This is a genomic window from Embleya sp. NPDC127516 (assembly GCF_044765325.1).
GTDB lineage: Bacteria > Actinomycetota > Actinomycetes > Streptomycetales > Streptomycetaceae > Embleya.
This window is the reverse complement of record NZ_JBIWJT010000004.1, coordinates 427700-450182: the sequence shown is the minus strand read 5'-3', so window position 1 is coordinate 450182 and position 22483 is coordinate 427700. Positions and strand designations below refer to the sequence as shown.

Here is a 22483-nt window from a genome sequence, read left to right as displayed (position 1 = left end):
GAACGGCGTGCGATTGTCCACCGCGGGCTCACGGTTGGTGACGCACGGCACCGTTGATCGCATGCTCGTGCTGTTGTCCGACAGCCGGAATGCTCCGTATGCTCCACACGCCGACGTGTGTCGGCACCCTCAACTTCATAGTTCGAAACCCAGGGGAAGCCGGTCGAAGTCCGGCACTGACCCGCAACCGTAGGCGGCGGCCGAAAGGCCGCCGCGAGTCGGAATGCCTGGGTGCGTACGAATTGAAGGCTCCAGCTGTCGTGGACTACACGCTGAGGCCCGGACGCCCGACCGATGCCCGCATTGGTCGGCTCCCGGGACGCGTTGGTCTCGGAAGGGTCCCATCGATGTCCTGGCTCACCGTGAGGAACACCGGCGCCGTCGCGGTCTGCGGCGCGGTCCTGGTCGCGGCCTCTCCCGTCTTCTCCGCGTCGGCAGACGCCGCGAACCCGCACGCCGACAACGCCGTCGCGGCGGCGAAATGGCAGGCCGGGGAACTGGTCGACGGCGGCATACCGGGGTTCGCCGGCTCCGACTGGGGCCTGACCATCGACACGATGATGGCGTTGTCGGCCACCCGCTCACAGCCCGCCGCGGTCAAGGCCGCCGCGGACGCGGTGGCCGCCAACATCCGCAAGTACAACAGCGCCGAGGAGTGGGGCATGCCCGGCTCGCGGATTGCGGGTGCCACCGCGAAGGTGCTCTTCGCCGCCGTGATCGCCGACCGCGATCCGACCAGGTTCGGCGGCCTGGACATGCGCGCCGAGACGCTGGACCTGATCGCCGGGGCGGACGCCGGCGACGACGCGGGTCGGATCCGGGACAAGCTCACCGGCAGTCCCGACTCGAGCAACGCGTTCGGGCAGTCGCTGGCCGTGCTGGGTCTGGCCCGCAGCGGCGGGGTGCCGCAGAGCGCGGTGGACTTCCTGATCAAGCAGCAGTGCCCCAGCGGCGGATTCCGGCTGTATCCGGGTCAGTTGGGCAGCACCGGCTCGACCTGCCAGGACACCCCGACCACCGTGCTGGACCCGGACTCGACCGGCATGGCCGTGCAGGCGCTGCTCTCGGCGGCGACCGAGAGCAAGTCGGTCGGCGCCGCGGCCGCAGCGAAGAAGGGCGTGGACTGGCTGAAGTCCGAGCAGCGCGAGGACGGTTCGTTCGGCGGCTCCGGACCCACCGCGGCATCGAACACCAACAGCACCGGCCTGGCCGGCCAGGCCCTGCACGCGGCCGGCTACCGGGCCGAGGCGGACAAGGCCGCCGCGTGGGTGGTCAAGCACCAGATCACCAAGGACAACGCGGGCGCCGCCGACAAGGAGATCGGCACGATCGCCTACAACGCGGAGGCCCTCACCTCGGCCCAGGCCGAGGGTATTCCGGACTTCCAGCGCGACCAATGGCGCCGCGCGACCCCGCAGGCCCTGCTCGTGCTGGCCGATGTCCCGCTGGGTGACCTCGGCAAGGCCCCCACCGAGCCGACCGGCACCGCCTCGACCTCGCCGAAGCCGACCGACTCCGGCACCCCCAAGCCCACCGGCTCGGCCACTCACACCGGGTCCCAAACGCCGTCCGCGTCGACGTCCGGCACACCCACCACCTCGCTCACCCAGACCGCGAGCGCGTCGATCACCGCGTCCGCGACGACCACCACCGCCGGCACCGGCGGCTCGGTGTCGGGCGGCACGAGCAGCTCGGGCGGTGGGGGCACCACGAAGGGCGGCGGCGGAAGCCTCGCCAAAACCGGCGCCCAGGTCGGCGGACTGCTCATGCTCTCCCTCGGACTGGTCGGCACCGGCCTCGCCGTGCGTGCCGGCGCGCGGCGCACGAACGGAAAGCGCACATGAGGCGCCGTGGGAGTGGCGGCCGAACAGCCCGCGTGGTCACCGCGCTGGCCCTGCTCGCGCTGCCCGCCACCGCCCAGGTCACCGTGGCCGCGCCGACCGCGCACGCGGTCGACACCTCCAAGGGCACCCCCGGCTACTGCCCGGACGCCAACGGTGTGACGGTGGTGATCGACTTCCAGGAACTGGGCGGCACGACCATCGTGCGCTGCGCACGAGGTGACCAGGCCACCGGTCACGCCGCGCTGAAGAACGCGGGTATCGAGATCGCCGGTGTGGCCCGCTGGGGCGAGGCGTTCATCTGCCGGGTCGAGGGCAGGCCCGGCGCGAACTCCGAGGCGTGCATCGACACGCCGCCGGCCTCCGCGTACTGGTCGTACTGGCACTCGTCCAACGGCGGTTCGTGGACGTACAGCCAGTGGGGTGTGATGAACCGCAAGCCACCGCTCGGCAGCTTCGAGGGCTGGTCGTTCTCCAAGAACAAGACCGAGACCACCAACCCGCCACCCCGGGTGGCACCGAAGCGCCCGGCGGCACCCGCGACGCAGGACCCGCCACCCCGGACCGACAACCCGCAACCGCCGCAGGGCAACGGCGCCAACCGCACGACGTCGACCGCCCCGGGCGGCAACTCCAGTGCCGGCGGGACCGGTTCGACGTCCGCCGGGACCACGTCCAACGGTTCGACCACGACCGGTACCGGCGCCGGCACCTCGGGGAGCGATCCGCTCGCCCCGGGGCCCGGCGTGTCCGGCAACCCGATGGAATCCGAGCCGCCGCCCGCCGCGCCCACGAGCGAGGAGCCGACCGCGGCGGCGAGTGAGCCCGGTTCCGCCGCACCGTCCGCGCAGCCCTCGGGCGTCACGCCACAAGGTCAGACGTGGACCGGTGGCGAGGAGTTGGCGACGAAGAAGCAGGACGGAATCCCGACCATGACCATCGTCGGCATCGCCCTGTTCGTGGCCATCTGCGCGGCGGCCGGGTTCACCGCCTGGCGCCGGCGAACACGCGCGGACGGATCGGGATGACCGTGCCCCACCCGAAACAAACGCCGATCGCCGCCGCGTTCCGGCGCGGCGGCGGGCGTTTGCCGCGCACCGTGCATCCCGGCGCGTGGTGGTTGTGGGCCCTGGGCCTGGCCACTGCCGCCAGTCGCACCACCAATCCGCTGCTGCTGGCGCTGATCCTGGCCGTGGCCGGGTTCGTCGTCGCCAACCGACGCGGCGACGCGCCGTGGGCTCTGGCCTTTCGCATGTACCTGTTCCTGGGCCTGTTCATCATCGTGATGCGCGTGTTGTTCCGGATCATCTTCGGTGCGGGGGCGGCGAGCGGCCATGTGCTCGTCGACCTCCCGGAGATCCCGTTGCCCGCGTGGGCGGCGGGCATCCACCTGTTCGGCCCGGTGGGCTTGGAGCACGTGCTGGGCGGGTTCTACGACGGGCTGCGGCTGGCCACGATGATCGTGTGCCTGGGCGCGGCGAACGCACTCGCGAGCCCGAAACGCATGCTCAAGGCGGTGCCCGCGGCGCTGTACGAGGTGGGCGCGGCCGTGGTGGTCGCGCTGTCGGTGGCACCGCAACTCATCGAGAGCGTGCATCGGGTACGCCGGGCCCGCCGGCTGCGCGGCGGCGCGCAGAAGGGCATGCGGGCGCTGCGCTCGATCGCGATCCCGGTGCTCCAGGACGCGCTGGACCGATCGCTCGCGCTGGCCGCCGCGATGGACTCGCGCGGGTACGGCCGCAACCGGCACCTGCCTCGGGCCATCCGACTGCTCACCGGCGTACTGACCCTGGTGGGCCTGCTCGGCGTCTGCGTGGGGGTGTACGCGCTGCTCGACGGCAGCGCCCCGCGCTATCTGGGCGCGACCATGCTGCCCGGCGGGATCGTGGTCGCCGGCATGGGCTTCGTGCTCACCGGCCGGCGGATCAACCGCAGCGTCTACCTGCCGGATCGCTGGCGGTTCGCCGAATTCGCGGTCGCCGCGTGCGGGTTGGGCACCGGTGCGCTGCTCTACCTGACCAGCCGGATCGACGCCGGGAACCTCTATCCGTCGCTGAGCCCGCTCGCGTGGCCCGAATTGGCGCCGCTGCCGGCGCTCGCGCTGGTCGTGGGCGCGCTGCCCGCGTGGCTGGCACCGCCGCCCCCGCTCACCGTGCCCCGGCTCGGCGACACCGTGCCCCGGCCGGATACGACGGCCGGCACACCGACCCCGGGCCCGGCCGATGCCGGCACCACCATCAGGGAGAAGTCCGTCCGGTGATCGAATTCCGCGACGTCACCATCACCTACGCCGACGCGCCGGAACCTGCGCTGCGCGACGTCGAACTGAGCATTCCCGAAGGGGAGTTGTGCCTGGTCGTCGGTCGCACCGGCGCCGGCAAGTCCACCCTCCTGGGCGCGATCAACGGTCTGGTCCCACACTTCACCGGCGGCACCCTGCGCGGCAGCGTGCTCGTCGACGGAATCGACACCCGCTCCCGGCCACCGCGCGAGTTCGCGCACCTGGTCGGCGTGGTCGGTCAGGACCCCCTCGCGGGCTTCGTCACCGACACGGTCGAGGAGGAACTCGCTTACGGAATGGAGCAGTTGGCCATCCCCTCGCCGGTCATGCGCAAGCGCGTCGAGGAGACCCTGGACCTGCTGGGCATCGCCGAACTGCGCCATCGCCCGCTGCGCACCCTCTCCGGTGGCCAACAGCAACGCGTCGCGATCGGCTCGGTGCTCACCGCGCACCCGCGCGTACTGGTCCTGGACGAGCCCACCTCCGCGCTGGACCCGACCGCCGCCGAGGACGTACTCGCCGCGATCACCCGGCTGGTCCACGACCTGGGCATCACCGCGATCGTCGCCGAGCACCGCATGGAACGTGTGGTGCAGTACGCCGACCGACTCGTGCACCTGCCCGGCGACCGCACCGTCCGCGACGGCCCGCCCGCCGAGATCCTTCAGACCTGCGACATCGCCCCACCGGTGGTCGAACTCGGTCGGCTCGCCGGTTGGTCACCCCTGCCGTTGTCGGTGCGCGACGCCCGCCGCCTGGCCGCGCCGCTGCGCGCACGCCTGGTCGGCCGGACGCCGCCGCAGCCGGGTTCGCCCGCCGGCCCGTCGGCGTCGTTGCTGACGGCGCGTCGGATCATCGTGCGCTACGGCGACGTGATCGCGGTTCGCGGCCTGGACCTGGATCTGCCTCCCGGGCAGGTGACCGCGTTGATGGGCCGCAACGGCTCCGGCAAGTCCTCGCTGCTGTGGGCCCTTCAGGGCTCCGGACCCCGCCAGGGTGGCACGGTGGACGTCGCGGGTGAGGATCCGGGCAAAGCCGCCCCGCAGCGCGCCCGCGCACTGGTCGGCCTGGTCCCGCAAACCCCCGGCGATCTGCTCTACCTGGAGACCGTCGACGCGGAATGCGCCGAGGCCGACCGGGAATCCGATGCCGAGGCCGGCGCGTGCCGGGCGTTGTTGGACCGCATCGCGCCCGACATCGACGGGGCCCTGCACCCGCGCGACGTCTCCGAGGGGCAGCGCCTCGCGCTCGTCCTGGCCATCCAACTCGTCGCCGCACCAAGGGTCGTGCTGCTGGACGAGCCCACCCGAGGGCTCGACTACCACGCGAAGCGGCGGTTCGTCCGCGTCGTGCGCGAACTCGCGGACGCCGGACGGGCGATCGTACTCGCCACACACGACGTCGAATTCGTCGCCCAGGTCGCCGACCGTGTGGTGGTGATGGCCGAGGGCGACATCGTCGCGGACGGCCCGACCGCCGAGGTCGTGGTGTCCTCGCCGGCGTTCGCGCCACAGGTGGCCAAGATCCTCGCGCCCGCGGAGTGGCTGACCGTCGCCACGGTCGGCGACGCCCTTGCCGAAGCCGAAGCCGAAGCCGAAGCCGAAGCCGACGCGGCCGACCGTTCGCGGCTCGTCCCGCCGGAGTCCGTGCCCGCGCCACGCGACGTTCGCGGCCGTGCCCAAGACCGGGAGACGACCGGATGACGATCGCACCGACCCCGACCAAGCGCGGCAACGCCATCCGGATCACCCCGCGCACCGCGATCGTGCTCACCATCGCCTCGATCGCGGGCCTGGCGATGTTCCTGTGGCCGTTGTTCGCCTCGCCCTCGCCGGAATCGGCCGCGCACTCGGGCGACGCGCCGCTGATCTTCGCGGTCACCCTGCCGTTCGTGGTCGCGGTGGTGCTGGCCGAGATGACCAGCGGCGGTCTCGACTCCAAGGCGCTGGCCATGCTCGGCGTGCTGTCCGCGATCAACGCGGCCCTGCGTCCGCTGGGGGCCGGCACCGCGGGCATCGAGACGGTGTTCTTCATGCTCGTGCTGGCCGGGCGGGTGTTCGGGCCGGGTTTCGGCTTCGTGCTCGGGTGTACGTCCTTGTTCGCCTCGGCCCTGTTGACCGCCGGGGTCGGGCCCTGGTTGCCCTTTCAGATGCTCGCCTCGGCATGGGTGGGCCTCGGCGCGGGGCTGCTGCCGCAACGCGTCCGCGGCAGGCGCGAGATCGTGATGTTGGCCGGCTACGGGGTGTTCTCCGCGTATGCCTTCGGCTTCCTGATGAACATGTGGTTCTGGCCGTTCCTGGCCGATTCGGAGAGCATGGTGGGCCCCGCGTTCGTACCCGGCGACGGCATCCTGGACAACCTGCACAGATTCTTCGTGTTCACCATGCTCACGTCCACCTTCGGCTGGGACACCGGGCGCGCGATCACCAACTGCGTGGCGATCGTGCTGGTGGGTCCGGCAGTGCTGGCCGCGCTGCGCCGCGCGTCCCGCAAAGCGGCGTTCGAGGCGCCGATCGTCTTCGAACCCGCCCGGGCGGACAGCGACCGCCCGAGGGCGGGCACCGCGGAAGTTGCGGGCACGGCGGGCACGGCGGGCACTACGGCCGGCACGGCCGCCGCGGAGGGAAAGGCACCGCCGAAGGGAGACGGCACCGCCCACAGTCGCACTCGTGACCGAAACCGTTGATCCGTCCTCGTTCATCGCGCCGGCAGGCCCGACCGCACCCCCGCGACCTCGGGCGTACCCGACGCCTTGTCATCGGACCCGGGACGCCCTGCCCGGGCGACCGGCGGCGTACCCGCGAGGGGGGACCGATCAGCCCTGGCGCGTAGCCCGGTTCCGACCGTCGAGCGATCCGCGCCCACGCCGACCTCTGGGAGGTTCGTAGCGCAGGGACCGATCGGTCCGTCAACGGGAGGAACACCGATGCACCAGGCGCAATCGCAGGTCGCGCACTCGGATTCGAAGGCCGCACGAACGTCCGCCGGTCGGCTGCGGCGCGCCTGGCGGGCCGCCCACGAGCCCGTCCCGGGGGTGCCGACGTGGGCGCGTCGGGCCGCGTACGCCGTGCCCCTGGTCGTCCTGCCGTCGAGCATCTGGCGCCTCGGGGTGATCTTCGGTGACGACAAGCGCGGGGGGATGTTGCCGGACTGGGCCATGGACGGCTACGTCGTGCTGCTGTCCGTCCTGTCCGAACTCCTCGCGTTCACGGCGATCGGCCTGATCGCCCGCTGGGGCGAGGTGTTCCCACGCTGGGTTCCGGTCCTGCGCGGACGCCGGGTGCCGACGGCCGCGGCCGCGGTGCCCGCAGCGATCGGGGCGACCGTCCTCACCCTGATGTGGACGGCGATCGGAGTCGTCACGGAGGTGACGCGGACCAAGCTGAACGGCGATCCGCTTCCGGACGACTTCCCGTCGCGGGCCGGCGGTTGGGAATCCGCCTACTACTACATGTCCTACGCGCCACTCGTGCTGTGGGGCCCGCTACTCGCCGCGGTGACCATCGCGTACCTGTGCCGCCGCCGATCCGCCGCCCCCGGCCGCCTGGCCGCCACGGCCGGCTGACGGCCGCACCCCGTCCCCGCCGGGGGCCCAACCGCCGAGATACCGCCCCTCGTCGAGAGGCGGTACCTGGCCGGGTCAGGCCCAGTACTCCACATACAGCGAGAACCCGACCGCGCCGTTGCCGGTGCAGTGGTAGGTGCTTGCGCCGGCATAGTGCACGTACATCGCGCCCGTGTTCTGGCACTCGGACAGATACCGGTACGTGGCGATGTAACTGCCGCCCGCGGCCTGCGCCGAACCGGCCGCCGCCGTAACCATTCCCACCGACGCCGTCGCGGCGAGCGCCAGACCCGCCACGCGACGTGTCAACTTCGACATGCTTCCCCCGTTCGTCGATCATGTACGAACGCTCATGCTTCAGGTCGACCGAAGTGCCGTCAAGATCCTTTCGGAACAACTTCCGGGTATGTGGGGGGAGTTGCCGGCCGGCACGGGGTCGGGGGCGATCGCGTGCGGCGACCGTCCGGCACTATGCGAGGTACAGCTCCAGTTGGATGCTGTCGGGGTCCCGGAACGCGATCAGGGTGAACCCGGTCCTCGGGGTGACCCGGACCCCGGAGTGGATGACACCGGCTTCGGTCAACCGGGCCTCCCACGCGTCCAGTTCTGCCCGGGAGTCCACCGTCAGGGCCAGGTGGTCGAGTCCGGTCACGTGCTCCTCGAACTCGGCGCCCGCCTCCGGGTGCCGGTGCCGGGTCAAGGCGACGACGACGCCGCTCGGGTGACGCATGATCCGCCGCTCGAAGTCGTCGGTGTCCCACGGGATCAGCGGTGCGAAGTCCAGGACCTCGGAATACCACCGGACCGACGCGTCCAGGTCGCGTACGTTCAGTGCGACATGGTGGACGCCGGAGAAGCTCGCCTTCGACACGTGTTCCGCCCTTCGTGGCCGCCGTGCCCCCCACCCGTTCGAGCGAGATGGCCCGAGCCTACTGCGCGCCGGTGTACCCCGGTTCGCCCGCCGAGCGCTCGATCGCGGCAGCCATGTACTCGGTCAGCGCCCGCACCCGAGGCAGCAGGTCCTGCCAATCCTCGCGCTCGGCGCCGAGATAGCCGGCCCGTGCCCGGGCGAGCACGGGTCGGTACTCGGCCGGGAGGCGTGCGAGCACCCAGTCGGCGGCGACGTCCTTCGAGGTGATCACCCCGGTCGCGAGCGTCGCTCGGATCCGGGCCAGGGTCAGCAGTACGTTGCGGGTGTCGGTCGCCCACTCCCGGAGCAACTCCGGTACACCCGCCACGATCGCCCGATTCAGGTCGGCGCGCGGGACCGGGTCGAGCACCTCGTCCGGTGGCGGCCCGAGCAGCGGCGCCCGGCCCAGCAGCGCCATCGTGATCAGCGGCGCGAGATCCGGGCTCGGTGTCGGCGCCGGTGTCTCGCCACGCTCGTACTCCTCGCGCAGCCACTCGCCGTACTGGAATTCGCAGCGCGGCGGGTAGCGCCACGGCCTGACCTCGGATTGCACGACGACGGTCAACTCCACCGGCCGCGCGGGCCCGGATCGGGCGCGCTCGCCGGAGATCTGCAAGGTCGCCTCGACCAGTGCCCGACGCTGTGTCGTCGTGGTGCCGTGTCGCACGACGACCAGCACGTCCACATCACTGTGCGGGCGCAGGCCGCCGAGCACGGCGGAACCGTGCAGGTACATGCCGATGACGTCGTTCGTGTCGAGTGTGTCGCGAACGACGCGAACGACGTCATCGGTCGGTGCCACCCGTGTGCTCTCCGTCCCCTTCGGACGCGGGCCGCCGGCAGGCGGCCGGGCCCCTTCGCCTGCATCGCATGGTAGGAAGTCGGCCTCCCGGGCACCAACCGGTTTCGGCCGACGTGGCCGAGGCGCGGGTGGGCCCTGCCGAGTCGCGCACGAGTCGGCAGGGCCCGCACCGTCGGGATCAGCCCAGGATCGGGGTGGTCTGGGCCGAGGCGATCCGCCAGTCGTCGTCCTCCTTGACCAGCACGTAGGTGAGTTGGCCGGAGGTCGCGGGCAGGGCGGGCGTGGCCGAATCCTCCGCGCCGACGTTCGGCCGTCCGTCGAAGACCTGCTTGAGGCAGGCCACGATCGCCACGTCCGCGCGGACGAAGTGCACGTCCTGGATCTCGGCGGTGGTGGTCACATCCGCCAGGGGCGAGGCCAACGCCTGCCGCATCGCCGCGGTCAGCGCGTCCCGGCCGGACACGCGGCGCCCGCCGAAATTGACGATGTTCACCTCGGCGGTGTGCAGCGCCATGAGCCCCTCGATGTCGTTCTGAAGCTGCACTGCGTCCGCGACGAGACGACGGATGGCGACGAGGTCGGACGATTCGGTGCTCATGTGAACTCTCCCAAGTGGCTGGTGTCGCAAGGGCGGCGTGCCCTTCGGGAAGGAGTATGGAACTTCAAGCAAACTTGAAGTCAACCACCCTGGTCGGAGCCCCGGAACGGCCCCTGGGACCGTCACACCACCCGTACGTCCACGCCCAGCTCGCGCAGCCCCGACACCGCGTCGGCCGGCGCGCTCGCGTCGGTGATCACGATGTCGAGGTCGGTGGCCGGGCACACGTGACCCAGGCCGGTGCGACCGAACTTGCTTCCGGCGCAGACCGCGACGACGCGCTGCGCCGAGGCGATGGCGGCCTGCTTGACCGGCACCTCGGTGAGGTCGTTGGCGGTCAGCCCGTGAGTGACGGACAGCCCGCAGACGCCCAGCACGGCGGTGTCCACCCGCAGTGTGCGCAGCGAGGTCTCGGTGAGGTGGCCGCCGAGCGTCAGGGCGCCCGGCGTGGTCTGGCCGCCGGGGACCAGCAGGCGCACGTCGGGCGCGTTCCCGAGCAGGTGGGCCGAGTGCAGGTCGAGCGGGACCACGGTGACCCGGCGTCGGGCCAGCACGCGCGCGATGGCCAGGCTCGTGGTGCCGCCGTCCAGGATCAGCGATTCGCCGTCGGTGACCAGGGAATCGAACTCGGCGGCGATCCGACGTTTGCTCTCCGGCGCCTCGTGCTCGCGCACACCGAAGGGCAGCACCTCGCCGCGCAGCACGAGGCTGACCGCGCCGCCCCGGACCCGCCGCAGGACCCCCTGTTCGGCGAGCTGGTCGAGGTCGCGCCGGATGGTCATCTCCGAGCAACCGGTCTCCTCGGCCAGCTCGGCCACGGTGACACGTTCCGTCGTACGCATTCTCTCGATGAGCGAAAGTTGCCGCTCCGCACCTTCCATGTGTTCAATCAAACGTGTTGTATGTTCGAAAGTCAATCGACGACTCGATCGAGGAGCTCTCATGCGCACGGAGTGGATCGTCTTCGACTTCGGCGGGGTCATCTGTACGCCGCCGCCGGACCACGCGGGGGAGGCGATGGCCGGAGCGCTCGGGGTCACCCAGGGGCGGTTGTGGCCCGCCTACTGGCCGGACCGGGCGGCCTACGACGCCGGCGTCATCGACGCCGCCGGGTTCTGGCGCGGGGTGTGCGCGGGCCTGGAGCGGCCCGCTCCGGATCCGGAACTGGTGGACCTCCTGGTGGCCGCGGACCTCGACGCGTGGATGCACCTGAATCAGGAAACCCTGGACCTGCTGGCCGAGTTGGGCGAACCTACCAACCGGGGCATCGCCCTGGCGCTGCTCTCCAACGCCCCGGCCGAGATGGCCCGGCGGATCGAAGAGCAGCCCTGGGCGGCGCTGTTCCGGCACCGGGTGTTCAGCGCAGACCTGGGCCTGGCCAAGCCCGACCCGCGCATCTACCGGCACCTGTGCGAGCGGCTGGACGCGCACCCCGGCCAACTTCTCTTCGTCGACGACCGCGCGGAAAACCTGGAAGCGGCCCGGAAGTTGGGAATCGAATCGGTGCTGTTCACCGACACTCCCACGCTCCGTGCCGCGCTCGCCGGAACCCGATTCGCGGGATCGATCCGGTGAACGCCGGGCGCGACGGCGGGCCCGGCGACAGACCCGGACGACAGGAGCCCCCGGGCGCGGCCACGATCGGGCCCGTGCGCGCCGAGGACGCCCCGGCGCCGGGCCCGGCGGCACCCGCGCCGGCCGTCGGTCCACCCGACGACGCCCCGGCGTTCCCACCCGGCGCGGCGATCGCGGCCTGTGTGGCCTTCGTGCTGATCGGCGCGCTCCAGGCGCTGTACGGACCGGCCATCCCGGCGCTGCGCGACGAGTTCGACCTCGGCCCCGCCGGAGCCGGCCTCGCGCTCAGCGCGCACTTCGCCGGCGCGCTGCTGGGCGTACTCGGCGGCGCGGCGTTGCGCCGCCGCCGTCCGGATCGCCAACTCCTCGCCGTGTCCTGCCTGTCGATGGCGGCGGGCGCGGTCGGCTTCGGCCTCGCCGGGAGTTGGCCGCTCGCCCTGGCCGCGGTGTTCGTGCTGGGGCTCGGGTTCGGTGGCATCGACTACGGGCTCAACGTCATGGTCGCGGCCGGATTCGGTCGCCGCGGACCGGCCATGCTCAACATCCTCAACGCGCACTTCGGCCTCGGCGCGATCGCCGGACCGGTCCTGCTCGGCGCACTCGGCGCCGGCCGCTATCCGGCGGTGTTCGTCGGCTGCGGCGTGGTGTGCGTGCTGCTCGTGCCACCGCTGCTCGCGGTGCGCGACACCCCGGTCGGCACCGGGAGCAGCGTCCCGCGCTCCGGACTCGCGCCGGGTACGACGGCGCTGCTCGTCGCGGCCTTCGTCGGTGTGTACATCCTGCACGTCGGGATCGAGACCGGCGTCGGCGGTTGGGAGCCCACCCATCTGGAGGCGCTGGGCCATTCCACCTCGACCGCGGCCGGTGCGACCGCCGGGTTCTGGCTCGCGATGACCGTCGGCCGGTTCCTGGTCGCGCCGATCAGTCTGCGGTTGAGTCCGCAGGCCGTCGTGTTGGCCGGGTGCGCCGCGATGACCGGCTTCCTCTTCCTCGCGGCCGTCCCGGTGTTGGCGCCGTACGCCTATCTGGGTGTCGGACTCGCCATCGCCCCGATCTTCCCGACCGGCCTGGCCTGGCTCGCCGCCCGGGTTCCGGGCTCGGCGAGCGCCGCCGCATGGATGATCGCGGCCTCGATGATCGGCGGCATCGCCTTCCCGCCGCTGCTCGGCGGGGTCTTCGAGGTCACGTCCTCGGCGGGCTCCATTCCGCTGTTGCTGGGAGCCCTGTCGGTGCTGTGCCTGGTGGCCGCGGTGGGCTGCGCCCGGATCGGGCGGCCGGTCGGCGCCGGTCGCGGCTGAGCGCCGAGCGGGGTCGCCGAGCGGGCGCGGCGCGAAGCCACCGAGGGGGGCCGCCGAGGGAGGGGTTACCGGGCGGGGTTGCCCGGCGTACGCGGGCCCGCCGGGTCCGGCACATCCGCCGAGTCACCGAGGCGTCGCGTGGTGCCGACGTCGTACGTACCGTCGGGTGCAACGGTCCGCCGACGTCCGACCGGGTCGGAGGTCGGCGGACCGGAACCGGATCTCGCCGCGGCGCGGGACACGTCCGGGGTGGCGGCCGGTCGGCGCGCGGGTGTCACGCCTGCTTGGCCTCGATCTCCAGGACGATGGTGATCTTGTCGCCCACGGCCGCGCCCGCGGGGCCGCCGGTGACGCCGAAGTCGCCGCGGCTGATCTCGGTGGTGGCGGTGAAGCCCGCGACCGGGCTGCCGTCGAAGCCGGTACCGAAGCCGTTGACCTCGAGTTCGAGGGTGACCTGCTTGGTCACGCCGCGCAGCGTGAGGTCGCCGTCGACCTGGTAGACCACGGAGGACTCGGCGCGGATACCGGTGGACACGAAGGTCAGGCTCGGGAACTCGTCGGTGTTGAGGAAGTCCTCGTTGCGGATGTGGTCGTCCCGCATCTTGTTGTTGCTGTTGACCGAGGCGGTCTCGATGGTGGCGGTGACCGACGACTCGAGCGGGTTCTCGGCGGTGACGATCGAGCCCTCGAAGGTGTCGAAGCGCCCGCGCACCTTGGCCACGCCCAGGTGGCGTACGGAGAACGAGACGTCCGAGTGGACCGGGTCGATGGCCCAGGTGCCCGCGATGTAGCCGGGAACGGTCTCGACGGAGGTGGTCATGGGAGCTCCTTATGGTGCACTGCGACGGGATGCGTCGATCGGCCGCCACAGGCCGCGGCGGTTTAGTTGAACGCTCAGAAACATAACACCCACAAGTTGAGTCTTCAACAAGATCTATGCTGTTTCCATGAACGACGACGATCGGCTGACCGCCTCGGAGCACGAGATCTGGCGCTCGTACTTCACCGGGACCAGGGAACTCGCGGCCCATCTGGACCGGCGGATGCGCCGCGAGGCAGGCATGCCGATGACGTATTTCGAGATCCTGGGCCTGCTCGCGGAGTCGCCGAATCGGAGCCTGCGGATGAGCGAGTTGGCCGCGGCGTCGTTGTCGTCGACCAGCCGGGTCTCGCACGCGGTGACCGCCCTGGAGAAGTCGGGATGGGTCTCCCGCCGCCCGGTCGAGGGGGATCGGCGCGGCTGGGTCGCGCGCCTGACCGACGCGGGCCTGACCGCCCTCGGCGCCGCCGAGCCGACCCATGCCGCGACGGTGCGACAACACCTGTTCGACGTGCTGACGCCGACCCAGGTGGCCGCGCTGGCCGAGATCGGCCGGGCCATCCAGGACGGCCTGGGCGTGGTCTGCGCGAGCGTGCGGGCCGCGGCCGCGGGCGCGGGCGCCGACGACGAGGACGCGGACGGGACGAAGACGGAGGAGATCGATACCGGGATGGACTGTCCACTCGATGGACTCGACGGGACCGCGTGTGCGGGAGAAGGCGGAGCCGGCCGTTAGGCGGCCCGCCGCTCCGCCCGTCCTCGCCTAGACCTCGTTCCGGCCGGTGGGCCGGGTGCCGATCACGACCGTGGCGTACCACTCCTCGGACTCCACGACCCGCGGGATCAGGCCCGCGCGACGGAAGACCTCGACGGCCTGCGGGGCCTGCCTTTCGCTCGTCTCGACCAGCAACCGGCCGCCCGGGGCGAGCCAGTCCGGGGCCGCCGCGGTGACCCGGCGCTGCACGTCCAGGCCGTCCGTGCCGCCGTCCAGCGCCACCCGGGGCTCGTGGATCCGGGCCTCCGAGGGCAGCAGTTGCAACTCATCGGTCGGTACGTAGGGCGTGTTCGCGACCAGGACGTCGATCCGCCCGCGCAGCGTCGCCGGCAGCGGTGCGAAGAGGTCGCCCTCGAAGACCCGGTCGGCGGCGATGTTGCGCCGAGCACACCGCACCGCCGCCGGGTCGATGTCGGCGGCGTACACCTCGACTTTGTCCACCGCCGCCACCAGGGCCGCGCCCAGCGCGCCCGAGCCACAGCACAGGTCGACCACCACGGCGCCGGGACGGGCCAGCGTGACGGCCTGGTCCACCAGGAACTCGGTACGCCTGCGCGGGACGAAGACCCCGGGGTCGACGACGATCCGCAGACCCCGGAACTGGGCCCAGCCGAGTACGTGTTCGAGCGGAAGGCCGGCGACGCGGCGATCCACCATGACCGCCAGTTCGGCCGGCGAGGCCGCCGCGGAGACCAACAGTTCGGCCTCGTCCTCGGCGAATACGCAACCGGCGGTACGAAGTCTGGTGACGATCACGGATGTGGGCCACGGTGACGCGGAAACCGACATGAGAGCCTTTCGGGATGCCGAAGGGTGCTCTCGTGGACTCACCTATGCCAGGTGGACCGCACGGTCGTGGAAGGAGAGCACCCGACCTGATACAGCGGTAATCGGTGCCACCTCCTCGAAACTCGGATCCGGTTTGCCCACGGTTGGGCGCGGCGGCCACACTACCGGACGCGAACCCCGCCGCACGCCGGGGTCGCGTCACCCGCGCCTGTTCCCGCGGTTCACGCCGGAGGGCGCGCCGTACGCGAGGGTCGCGTATCCGCACCCGCAGCGCGCCGGTCCACGGCGACCAGGATCAGAGGCCGGCCAGGACGAGCGCGGCGGTGCCCGGAAAGCCCGCCGGGTAGCCCGCACCGCCGATCAGCGCACCGAACCCGACCGCGCCGATGCCCATGCCCGCGTCGAACGCGAGATTCCACAGCGCGCTGACCCGGCCGAACTCGTGTGGTGCGACCCGCTCGAACATCAGCGACTGGGTCACGTTCCGGGCGGTGCCGAAACCGGTCCCGAAAAACGCCGCGCCGATCAGCACGGTGACCGGCTCGTCCGGGCGGGCCAACAGCCCGCTACCCAGCGCGGTCGCCGCGATCGACGGCGCGAACAACCGGGCGTGCCGGTGCCGATCACCGAACCACCCGGCTCACCAACGGGCCGCCGGTGTGGTCCCGGATTGCGTCGACAGCGCGAGCGTGAACCAAGGAAAGCCGATCCGAGGACACCGCCGGCGGCAGGAACGTGCGGATCACGCCCGCCGCGAACGTGCAGGCAGCGAAGACCACCGCCGGCCGGGCGAGCACACCGGTACACAGGCCGGCCAACACGCCGCCCCGGTTCGTCGAGGCCGCCGGTCGGTTCGTTCGGCAGCACGATCGCGGTGCCGAACGCGCCGAGCGCGCACGCCGTCGAGAGCGTGAACACCGCGGTGATCCCCAGGTGTTCGCTCATCCACCGAGCCGGCAAAAGGCCCAGGACCGCCGGAACGCCGACCGCCGCGCCGTACAGCCCGCGCCCCTCGCCGCGCCGCGCCGGTGGCACCGCCCTAGGGCCACCGGTGTCCTGCCGCGCCGCCGTCCCAGCCCCGGGGGCGACCGCGTGAATCGAGGAGGTTTGCGACGTACTCCGGGACGTGCAGCCCGCCGCCGGTCGCCCGGCCGCGCCCGGAGCCCTGGCGGCGGTCGACGCACCGGATGTTCTCCCAGGCCCAGGCCTCCGTGCCGGCCATGCGATGGTGCATCGCGGACACGCAACGCCCCAGCACCAGTTCGGTCCTCGGGTCGGCCGCCGCCGCGCCGCGCCCGCCCTGCAGGGCGCGCCGCGCGGCCATGAAGTCGGCCACCCGATCCTGGATCCGCGCGGCCACCGCCGCCTCCGCGTGCTCGCGGCCGACGTGCTCGACGTAGGCCAGCACGCCGACCAGGTCGGCGGGCGGGTCGGTGCCGACGCCGTCCCGGGATGCGTAGTAGTCGCCGGTCCAAGAGACCACGTCCGCTTGGGCGTTGCGGACGTCGTCGTAGGCGGCGCCGTCCCGAATCGCCGCCGGGAGTTCGCCGCCCGCGAGGTACTCGTCGAGCAGCAGGCATGGGAACTGCCCGCTGGCGACCCGTCGATACCGGATGTAGGCGTCCACGCCGCAGGAGAGTTCCCGGGTCGCCGGATGGGACGTGTTCGCCGACCGGCGCGCCACCCGGTGCAGCGTTTCCACGCCCTCGACGACGAATTGCTCGCGCCACTTCGTGCTCATGGCCGGATACACCCGCTCCAGGATGTCCGCCAGGGCGTGCGCCATCGCGCCGGCGCCGGGTTCGGCCCGCCCGGTGCGGTACACCGATTCGATCTGATCGATCAGGTGCTCCTCCGTGGGCGCGGTGTGCTCCTCGGATTCGGCGTAGCGGTCGTGGGCGAGGAACTGCCATGCGATGAACTGCGCGTACAGGCACAGCAGTTCCGGAGCGGCGTCGGGGTGGGTATAGGCGGCGAGATCGGTGAGTCGTGCTCCGACCAGTCGCTTCTCGATGCCCGGGCCGTCGAGCAGGTGGTGCCGTCGGGCCCAGTCGAACAGCCCGCATTCCGCGTCGGGCGCGTGCGGATTGCGGTCGAGGGCGAACGGCAGTGGTATTCGCGGGGGATGTGCCTCGACCATGGGGGACTCCATTCGTCGTCGAAGGGTGGTGCGGCCAAGGGGTTTCCGCGTACCGCAGACCTTCCCGGCCACCACCGGCTCCCGAACGCGACGATGCCGGCGTCAGGGGCGCGGCACAGCGATATCGCCCGTTTCCACCGCAGGACGAATGTGGATCTGCTATGGATCGTCCCCATGCCCGTGCCCCGACGGGGGCACGGGCGCGGCGCTCACGCCGGCAGCAACGCCCCTACCAGTTCGGCGAATTGCTCCGGGGTGATGATCTCGACGCCGAGCTTTTCCGCCTTGGCCCGCTTGGAGCCCGCCTTGTCCCCCGCGACGACCAGGGAGGTCTTGGCGGACACGCCGGAGGACGCGGTGCCGCCGGCGCGCTCGATCAGTTCGTTCATCTCGTTCCGGGACAGCGCCGCCAGCGCCCCGGTCATCGAACCCGTCACCACGACCGATTTCCCGGTGAGCGGGCCCGCCTCGATCGGGCCCACCGCGCCGCCCTGCTCGGCCTCGGTCGAGCTCTCGGCCGCGACCGGTCGCCCACCGGGCTCGGTCATGTTCACCCCGGCGGCGACCAACTTGTCGATCACGTCGGCCAGTTCGGCCAGCTCGGCGACGATCACCGCCGCCTTGCCGGGACCGATCCCCTCGACCTGTGCCATCGTCTCCACGTCCGCCGCCCGGATCGCGTCCATCGTGCCGAAGTGCCGAGCGATCCGCCGCGACATCGACCGCCCGGTCTGCCGCACGCCCAGCGCGCACAACACCCGGCTGAGCGGCTTGACCCGAGCCTCCTCGATGCCGGCCAGCAGCTTGTCGGCGATCTTGTCCACCCGGTCCAGCGCCAGGAACTGTTCGCGGGTCAGGGTGAACAGGTCGGCCATGTCGACGACCGCGCCGGAGGCGACGAGTTGCCCGACGATCCGGCCGCCGATGCCCTCGATGTCGAGCTGGTCGCGGCCCACCGCGTACAGGATCCCGGCCTGGAGACCGCACGCGCGGCCCTGCGCGCACCGCCAGCGCTGCTGCGAGGTGTCCAACTCGCCGGCGCACTGCGGGCAGGCGGTGGGGAATTCGATCGGCGTCTCGTCCCCGGTGCGCACGTGCACCAGCGGGGCCTCCACCCGGGGGATGATGTCGCCCGCCTTGTAGACACTGACCTGGTCGCCGATCATCAGCCCGCGTCGTTCGATGTCGGCCGGGTTGTGCAGCGTGGCGAAGCCGACGATGCTGCCGTCGATCTCGATCGGGTCCAGGATCGCGCGCGGCGCGATCACCCCGGTCCGACCGACCGCCCAGTCCACGCCGACGAGCCGGGTGATCTTGTGCACGGCGGCGAGTTTGTACGCGATCGCCCAGCGCGGCGCGCGCGATCCATTGCCCGCGTCGGCCTGGTCCTGCGCGCTGTCGGCCTTGATCACCACGCCGTCGATGCCGAACGGCAGGTCGGCGCGCGCCCCGGCGATCTCGTCGACGGCGGCCTGCACCTCCTCGACGCTCGCGCACACCCGCAGCCGCGCCGAGGTCCGCCCGGTGGTGAGCACGCCGAGCGCCTCGACCCGGGCCATCACCGCGGAGTGGTCGGCGGTGCGCAACTCCTCGGCGAACGCGCTCTCGTCGTCGGCGAGCGGCAGTGCGACGTAGCCGAAGAAGGTCATCGGGATCACGTATGGCCGGTCCTTGGCGCGCAGCGTGCCGGCCGCGCCGCCGCGCGGGTTGGCGAACACCGTCGCGCCGTGTTCCCGGCGGATCTCGTTGGCCGCCTCGAACTGCTCCGCGGTGAGCAGGACCTCGCCGCGCACCTCGATCGAGACCGGCTCGGTCAGCCGATCCGGCAGGCCGACGACGGTGCCGATCGCGTGCGAGACGTCCTCCCCGGCGACGCCGTCGCCACGCGTGACCAGCCGCTCCAGCCGACCCTCGCGGTAGCGCACCGCGACCGCGAGGCCGTCCATCTTCGGCTCCACCGTCAGCGCCGCGACCCGCCGCTTGATCCGTCGCTCCAGCGAGGCGGCCCACGCGGTCAGGCCCTCGGGATCGAACACGTTGTCCAGGCTGAGCATCGGCACCGTGTGCGGCACGTCGCCGCCGGACAGCGCGCCCGCCGCGACCTTGCCCACCGGCGACTCGGCGAGCACCCGGTCGGGGTGCTCGCGCTCGTACACGCCGATCCCGCGCAGCAGGCTGTCGTACGTGTCGTCGTCGACGGTGGACTCGGCGCCGCCGTAGTAGGCCCGCGCGGCGGCGGTCACGGCCTCGACGGCCTGGGCATACGCGTCGAAGTCGGCGAGAACGGCGGCCGGCGCCGGGGTGTCGGTCATGCGCACATACTCTCGAACCGGACCGACATCGGCCGGATGGCGCGGTTGCGAAACCCGGCCGTCCGGCCGGCGCCCGCGCCGGACCGCCGACCGCCTCACCCGCGCCCCTCACGCCCCCTGGACCACCGGCCAGGGGTGCGCCCGCAGCCCCGCCGCCAACGTCAGCGTGACCGTGATCGACGCGCCGGCCAGCACGGTGATCGCCGTGGTCGGCGACGTCACCTGGGCGATCCCGCCCGCGATCGAGGCGCCGATCCCCTGCATCGCGACCATCCCCGACGAGTGCAGTCCCAACGCCTGCCCGCTCAACTCGTCCGGCGTCATCGCCATCAGGCGTTCCTGGAACAGCAGGCTCGCCGAATACCCGATCGACGCGAGCGCGACCACGGCCGCCGCGAGCGGAAGCGGCGGGTGCGCCGCGAACAGCAGGTACGGCGTGGCCAGCAGCAGCAACATCGGCGGCCCGAGCCGGCGCCGCCACGGTCCCGGGACGAAGCGACCGCCCAGCACGTCCCCGGCGAGCATCCCCAGCGCCGCGAACGCGAACAGCAGGCCCGCGTGGTCGGGCGCGAGCGGGATGAACAACGACTCGCAGCCGACGATCAGGCCGTTGGGCACCCACAGGGCGAGATACACGTACCGGCGCGGCTTGACCGACCACAGCAGCGTGTTGTTGCGCCAGGTCTCGGCCGGCGACGGCCGTCCGGCCGCGCGCGGCGGTCGCCGGGCCAGGCCGAACCGGGCCACCACGGCGGCGAGCAGGTACAACCCGGCGGCCACCACGAGCGTGCCGCGCGCGGTCAGCGCGCCGACCAGGACCGCGCCGAGCGAGAAGCCGACGATCTGAAGCGTCCCGTTGCTCATGTTGAGCACCGATCGCCCAAGCAGAAACCCGTCCCTGGGCAGGATCTCGTTGAGCAGGCCGTAGCGCACGCCGCCGCCCACCGCGGCCACCGCGCCCTCGGCCAACACGATGACGAACACCGCCCACAGCGGCAGCTCGGGGATCGCCAGTGCGGCGGTGCCCGACGCGAAGATCAGTCCGATCACCGTCATCGCGGCCCGCGGCGGCAACCGGTCCGCCGCCGACATCAGCGTCGTCGCCCCGATCACCTGCGCGAGCGAGCCGCCGAACATCCCCAGCGCGGCCAGCAACGGCGAGCCGGTCCGGTCGTAGACGAGCGTGCCCAGGGCCAGTGCGCTCACCGTCGTGGCCGCGACGTGCGCGGAGGAGACGGCGAACAGCGGGGTGTACTCCGGCGCTTCGAACAACTCTCGATAGGTGCGCATGGCGAGAGCCTCCGGCCCGACGGGCGGCGGACGTTAGTGTTTCGCCGGGAGGCGAAACCATGGGGTGGTGGCAGGTCGACGCGGACACCCTCGCGGGCAGCCGCTTCACGGTGTCGCCACTGGCCGAGGTCACCGCGACGCTGAAGACCCTGGAACGGGGGTCGGCCGCGCATCCGGGCGAGCGGGTCTGGCTGAACGCGCACCTGCCCGCCTATCGCGCCCGGCTGGCCGGGGACCCGATCACGGCATCGTTGTTGCGGATCGGCTTCGGCGGCACCTGGAACGCGGACTTCCTCACGCCGCCGCCCCCGTGTGCGGGGGAGCGGGCCTTCGTCGCGCAACCCGCCCTCGCCGCGGGATCGGCCTTCGCCGCGGAACTGGCCGGGATCCGCGGCACGTCCGGCGCCGCGGCCCGGGCGGACCTGGAGGTGTCGATGGGCGGCCCGCTACCCGCCGCCCTGCACCGATCCGACCTCGCCGAACGCGCCGCGGACATCCTGGACTGGGTCTGGGCCCGGGTGGTCCGGCCGGACTGGCCACGCCGGCGACGGATCATCGAGGCCGACATCGTCGCGCGTACCGGCCAACTGAGCCGAGGCGGCTGGGCGGCGGCCCTGGACGAGCTGCGCCCGGGCATGCGCTGGCTGGGCGCGAGCCGGTTGCGCATCAACGCGTACGACTACCCGCCCCGCGAACTCGGCGGCGCCCGCCTGTCGTTCGTGCCGGTCACCGCCGGGCGCGGCTGGGTGGCCTGGGCGGAGGCCCGCCACTACGCGGTGATCTACCCCTGCTCGGGCACGCTGGCCGATCCCCACCACAGCGCCGTCCCCGACTCGCTGGCCCGCCTGCTCGGCCCGGCCCGCGCCGGCGTGCTGATCCGCCTGGACACCCCCAAGAGCACCACCCAACTGGTCGCGCTCACCGGCCAGGGCCTGGGCTCCGTGGGCCGCCACCTCAAAGTCCTCCTGGACGCCCACCTCATCCTCCGCCGCCGCTCCGGCCGCTCCGTCCTGTACTACCGCTCACCGGCGGGCGAGTCCCTGATCACCGCCCAGACACCGACCGAGAGCGCGCTTCAGAACCACTGTGACCAGCCGAAGGTGAAGCGATAGGCCCGGCGCCCCGCCTCCGCTCCCCGGATGCCTCGGACGAGCATCACCGTCAGCGTCAGCACGAACAGCGTGGCGAAGGCGGCGACCACCAGGGCCCCGACGACGAGGCCACCGAGGAAGGCCGCGACCACACCGGCCACGAGTACCAGGCCCAGGCCGAAGTGCGCGTCGCGCGTGTCGGCGCGGAAGACCTCGCGCAACGCACCGCGCGACGCCCGCATGTCCCGGTCGTACCGCTCCCGCGCCGCCACCGGGTCGGCCTCGGGTCCCTCGGGCCACTGCTGCCGCATCGCGTCGTCCCCCGGCTCGACTGAACCGAAGCCTACGACGACCTTCCCGCCGAGGCGAGGCCCGAACCGCGGACCGCCGCCCGCG

22 protein-coding genes and 1 riboswitch are annotated in these 22483 nt (G+C 72.3%); of the genes, 10 read left to right on the top strand and 12 right to left on the bottom strand.

What is annotated here, in order from left to right:
* Window positions 1–108: 108 nt before the first annotated feature.
* A riboswitch (cobalamin riboswitch) is annotated at window positions 109–250 on the top strand.
* Window positions 251–347: 97 nt separating this feature from the next.
* The 6 genes from ACIRL2_RS09950 to ACIRL2_RS09925 all read left to right on the top strand — a co-directional run bounded on the left by ACIRL2_RS09950 (window position 348) and on the right by ACIRL2_RS09925 (window position 7687).
* A complete protein-coding gene (locus tag ACIRL2_RS09950) occupies window positions 348–1844 on the top strand; it encodes a prenyltransferase/squalene oxidase repeat-containing protein (protein ID WP_395858980.1) in 1497 nt (498 codons plus the stop codon).
* Window positions 1841–2869, top strand: coding sequence for a hypothetical protein (locus ACIRL2_RS09945; RefSeq protein ID WP_402231366.1), 1029 nt, complete (start codon window positions 1841–1843; stop codon window positions 2867–2869). Before ACIRL2_RS09950 ends, ACIRL2_RS09945 begins: the two co-directional genes overlap by 4 nt.
* Window positions 2866–4101: a CbiQ family ECF transporter T component gene (locus ACIRL2_RS09940; protein WP_395858977.1), complete on the top strand. Its 1236-nt coding sequence runs from the start codon at window positions 2866–2868 to the stop codon at window positions 4099–4101. Before ACIRL2_RS09945 ends, ACIRL2_RS09940 begins: the two co-directional genes overlap by 4 nt.
* Window positions 4098–5825, top strand: a complete 1728-nt coding sequence (locus ACIRL2_RS09935) for an ABC transporter ATP-binding protein (RefSeq protein ID WP_402231365.1) — start codon at window positions 4098–4100, stop codon at window positions 5823–5825. Before ACIRL2_RS09940 ends, ACIRL2_RS09935 begins: the two co-directional genes overlap by 4 nt.
* Window positions 5822–6808, top strand: a complete 987-nt coding sequence (locus tag ACIRL2_RS09930) for an ECF transporter S component (protein WP_395858975.1) — start codon at window positions 5822–5824, stop codon at window positions 6806–6808. Before ACIRL2_RS09935 ends, ACIRL2_RS09930 begins: the two co-directional genes overlap by 4 nt.
* Before the next feature lie 240 nt (window positions 6809–7048).
* Window positions 7049–7687, top strand: coding sequence for a hypothetical protein (locus tag ACIRL2_RS09925; RefSeq protein WP_395858974.1), 639 nt, complete (start codon window positions 7049–7051; stop codon window positions 7685–7687).
* A gap of 75 nt (window positions 7688–7762) precedes the next feature.
* Here the strand turns inward: ACIRL2_RS09925 and ACIRL2_RS09920 are convergent, their stop codons facing one another.
* From ACIRL2_RS09920 to ACIRL2_RS09900, 5 genes are all read right to left on the bottom strand, one after another.
* Entirely contained in the window at window positions 7763–8005 is a 243-nt protein-coding gene (locus ACIRL2_RS09920) for a hypothetical protein (RefSeq protein WP_402231362.1), read from the bottom strand.
* A 151-nt stretch (window positions 8006–8156) separates the two neighbouring features.
* A complete protein-coding gene (locus ACIRL2_RS09915) occupies window positions 8157–8558 on the bottom strand; it encodes a VOC family protein (RefSeq protein WP_331771055.1) in 402 nt (133 codons plus the stop codon).
* Window positions 8559–8616: 58 nt separating this feature from the next.
* Window positions 8617–9399: an aminoglycoside adenylyltransferase family protein gene (locus tag ACIRL2_RS09910; protein WP_402231360.1), complete on the bottom strand. Its 783-nt coding sequence runs from the start codon at window positions 9397–9399 to the stop codon at window positions 8617–8619.
* 178 nt (window positions 9400–9577) lie between these two features.
* On the bottom strand, window positions 9578–9997 hold the full coding sequence (locus ACIRL2_RS09905) for a YybH family protein (protein ID WP_395858971.1): 420 nt from the start codon (window positions 9995–9997) through the stop codon (window positions 9578–9580).
* A 122-nt stretch (window positions 9998–10119) separates the two neighbouring features.
* A complete protein-coding gene (locus ACIRL2_RS09900; protein WP_395858970.1) occupies window positions 10120–10878 on the bottom strand; it encodes a DeoR/GlpR family DNA-binding transcription regulator in 759 nt (252 codons plus the stop codon).
* Window positions 10879–10939: 61 nt separating this feature from the next.
* On the opposite strand from ACIRL2_RS09900, the gene ACIRL2_RS09895 reads away from it, so the two are divergent.
* Window positions 10940–11572: an HAD family hydrolase gene (locus ACIRL2_RS09895; RefSeq protein ID WP_402231358.1), complete on the top strand. Its 633-nt coding sequence runs from the start codon at window positions 10940–10942 to the stop codon at window positions 11570–11572.
* 74 nt (window positions 11573–11646) lie between these two features.
* On the top strand, window positions 11647–12870 hold the full coding sequence (locus ACIRL2_RS09890) for an MFS transporter (protein ID WP_402231356.1): 1224 nt from the start codon (window positions 11647–11649) through the stop codon (window positions 12868–12870).
* A gap of 274 nt (window positions 12871–13144) precedes the next feature.
* Here ACIRL2_RS09890 and ACIRL2_RS09885 read toward each other — a convergent pair whose 3' ends face one another.
* A complete protein-coding gene (locus ACIRL2_RS09885) occupies window positions 13145–13690 on the bottom strand; it encodes a YceI family protein (protein WP_395858967.1) in 546 nt (181 codons plus the stop codon).
* 127 nt (window positions 13691–13817) lie between these two features.
* Between ACIRL2_RS09885 and ACIRL2_RS09880 the strand changes: the two genes are divergently transcribed.
* Window positions 13818–14426 (top strand): MarR family winged helix-turn-helix transcriptional regulator, encoded by a 609-nt coding sequence (locus ACIRL2_RS09880; protein WP_402231354.1) that lies wholly within the window; start codon window positions 13818–13820, stop codon window positions 14424–14426.
* Between the two features lie 27 nt (window positions 14427–14453).
* Here the strand turns inward: ACIRL2_RS09880 and ACIRL2_RS09875 are convergent, their stop codons facing one another.
* The 5 genes from ACIRL2_RS09875 to ACIRL2_RS09855 form a co-directional block, all read right to left on the bottom strand.
* Window positions 14454–15254 (bottom strand): putative protein N(5)-glutamine methyltransferase, encoded by an 801-nt coding sequence (locus ACIRL2_RS09875; RefSeq protein ID WP_402231352.1) that lies wholly within the window; start codon window positions 15252–15254, stop codon window positions 14454–14456.
* A gap of 295 nt (window positions 15255–15549) precedes the next feature.
* Window positions 15550–15858, bottom strand: a complete 309-nt coding sequence (locus tag ACIRL2_RS09870) for a hypothetical protein (protein ID WP_402231351.1) — start codon at window positions 15856–15858, stop codon at window positions 15550–15552.
* Between the two features lie 435 nt (window positions 15859–16293).
* Window positions 16294–17394, bottom strand: a complete 1101-nt coding sequence (locus tag ACIRL2_RS09865; protein WP_402231350.1) for a hypothetical protein — start codon at window positions 17392–17394, stop codon at window positions 16294–16296.
* Window positions 17395–17603: 209 nt separating this feature from the next.
* Window positions 17604–19706, bottom strand: a complete 2103-nt coding sequence (gene ligA / locus ACIRL2_RS09860; protein WP_402231348.1) for an NAD-dependent DNA ligase LigA — start codon at window positions 19704–19706, stop codon at window positions 17604–17606.
* 108 nt (window positions 19707–19814) lie between these two features.
* Window positions 19815–20996, bottom strand: coding sequence for an MFS transporter (locus tag ACIRL2_RS09855; RefSeq protein ID WP_395858961.1), 1182 nt, complete (start codon window positions 20994–20996; stop codon window positions 19815–19817).
* A 59-nt stretch (window positions 20997–21055) separates the two neighbouring features.
* Between ACIRL2_RS09855 and ACIRL2_RS09850 the strand changes: the two genes are divergently transcribed.
* Window positions 21056–22108 (top strand): ArsR/SmtB family transcription factor, encoded by a 1053-nt coding sequence (locus tag ACIRL2_RS09850; protein ID WP_395858960.1) that lies wholly within the window; start codon window positions 21056–21058, stop codon window positions 22106–22108.
* Here the strand turns inward: ACIRL2_RS09850 and ACIRL2_RS09845 are convergent.
* The gene (locus tag ACIRL2_RS09845; RefSeq protein ID WP_395858959.1) at window positions 22072–22398 is read right to left on the bottom strand and encodes a hypothetical protein; all 327 of its coding nucleotides are present in this window, start codon (window positions 22396–22398) and stop codon (window positions 22072–22074) included. The genes ACIRL2_RS09850 and ACIRL2_RS09845 overlap by 37 nt on opposite strands.
* Window positions 22399–22483 lie beyond the last annotated feature (85 nt).

Excerpts from the sequence above, each read along its gene's own strand:
- ACIRL2_RS09950 (WP_395858980.1), top strand. The coding sequence starts at position 348 with ATGTCCTGGCTCACCGTGAGGAACACCGGCGCCGTCGCGGTCTGCGGC.
- ACIRL2_RS09945 (WP_402231366.1), top strand. The coding sequence starts at position 1,841 with ATGAGGCGCCGTGGGAGTGGCGGCCGAACAGCCCGCGTGGTCACCGCG.
- ACIRL2_RS09940 (WP_395858977.1), top strand. The coding sequence starts at position 2,866 with ATGACCGTGCCCCACCCGAAACAAACGCCGATCGCCGCCGCGTTCCGG.
- ACIRL2_RS09930 (WP_395858975.1), top strand. The coding sequence starts at position 5,822 with ATGACGATCGCACCGACCCCGACCAAGCGCGGCAACGCCATCCGGATC.
- ACIRL2_RS09925 (WP_395858974.1), top strand. The coding sequence starts at position 7,049 with ATGCACCAGGCGCAATCGCAGGTCGCGCACTCGGATTCGAAGGCCGCA.
- ACIRL2_RS09920 (WP_402231362.1), bottom strand. The coding sequence starts at position 8,005 with ATGTCGAAGTTGACACGTCGCGTGGCGGGTCTGGCGCTCGCCGCGACG.
- ACIRL2_RS09905 (WP_395858971.1), bottom strand. The coding sequence starts at position 9,997 with ATGAGCACCGAATCGTCCGACCTCGTCGCCATCCGTCGTCTCGTCGCG.
- ACIRL2_RS09900 (WP_395858970.1), bottom strand. The coding sequence starts at position 10,878 with ATGGAAGGTGCGGAGCGGCAACTTTCGCTCATCGAGAGAATGCGTACG.
- ACIRL2_RS09895 (WP_402231358.1), top strand. The coding sequence starts at position 10,940 with ATGCGCACGGAGTGGATCGTCTTCGACTTCGGCGGGGTCATCTGTACG.
- ACIRL2_RS09885 (WP_395858967.1), bottom strand. The coding sequence starts at position 13,690 with ATGACCACCTCCGTCGAGACCGTTCCCGGCTACATCGCGGGCACCTGG.
- ACIRL2_RS09880 (WP_402231354.1), top strand. The coding sequence starts at position 13,818 with ATGAACGACGACGATCGGCTGACCGCCTCGGAGCACGAGATCTGGCGC.
- ACIRL2_RS09875 (WP_402231352.1), bottom strand. The coding sequence starts at position 15,254 with ATGTCGGTTTCCGCGTCACCGTGGCCCACATCCGTGATCGTCACCAGA.
- ACIRL2_RS09865 (WP_402231350.1), bottom strand. The coding sequence starts at position 17,394 with ATGGTCGAGGCACATCCCCCGCGAATACCACTGCCGTTCGCCCTCGAC.
- ligA (WP_402231348.1), bottom strand. The coding sequence starts at position 19,706 with ATGACCGACACCCCGGCGCCGGCCGCCGTTCTCGCCGACTTCGACGCG.
- ACIRL2_RS09855 (WP_395858961.1), bottom strand. The coding sequence starts at position 20,996 with ATGCGCACCTATCGAGAGTTGTTCGAAGCGCCGGAGTACACCCCGCTG.
- ACIRL2_RS09850 (WP_395858960.1), top strand. The coding sequence starts at position 21,056 with ATGGGGTGGTGGCAGGTCGACGCGGACACCCTCGCGGGCAGCCGCTTC.
- ACIRL2_RS09845 (WP_395858959.1), bottom strand. The coding sequence starts at position 22,398 with ATGCGGCAGCAGTGGCCCGAGGGACCCGAGGCCGACCCGGTGGCGGCG.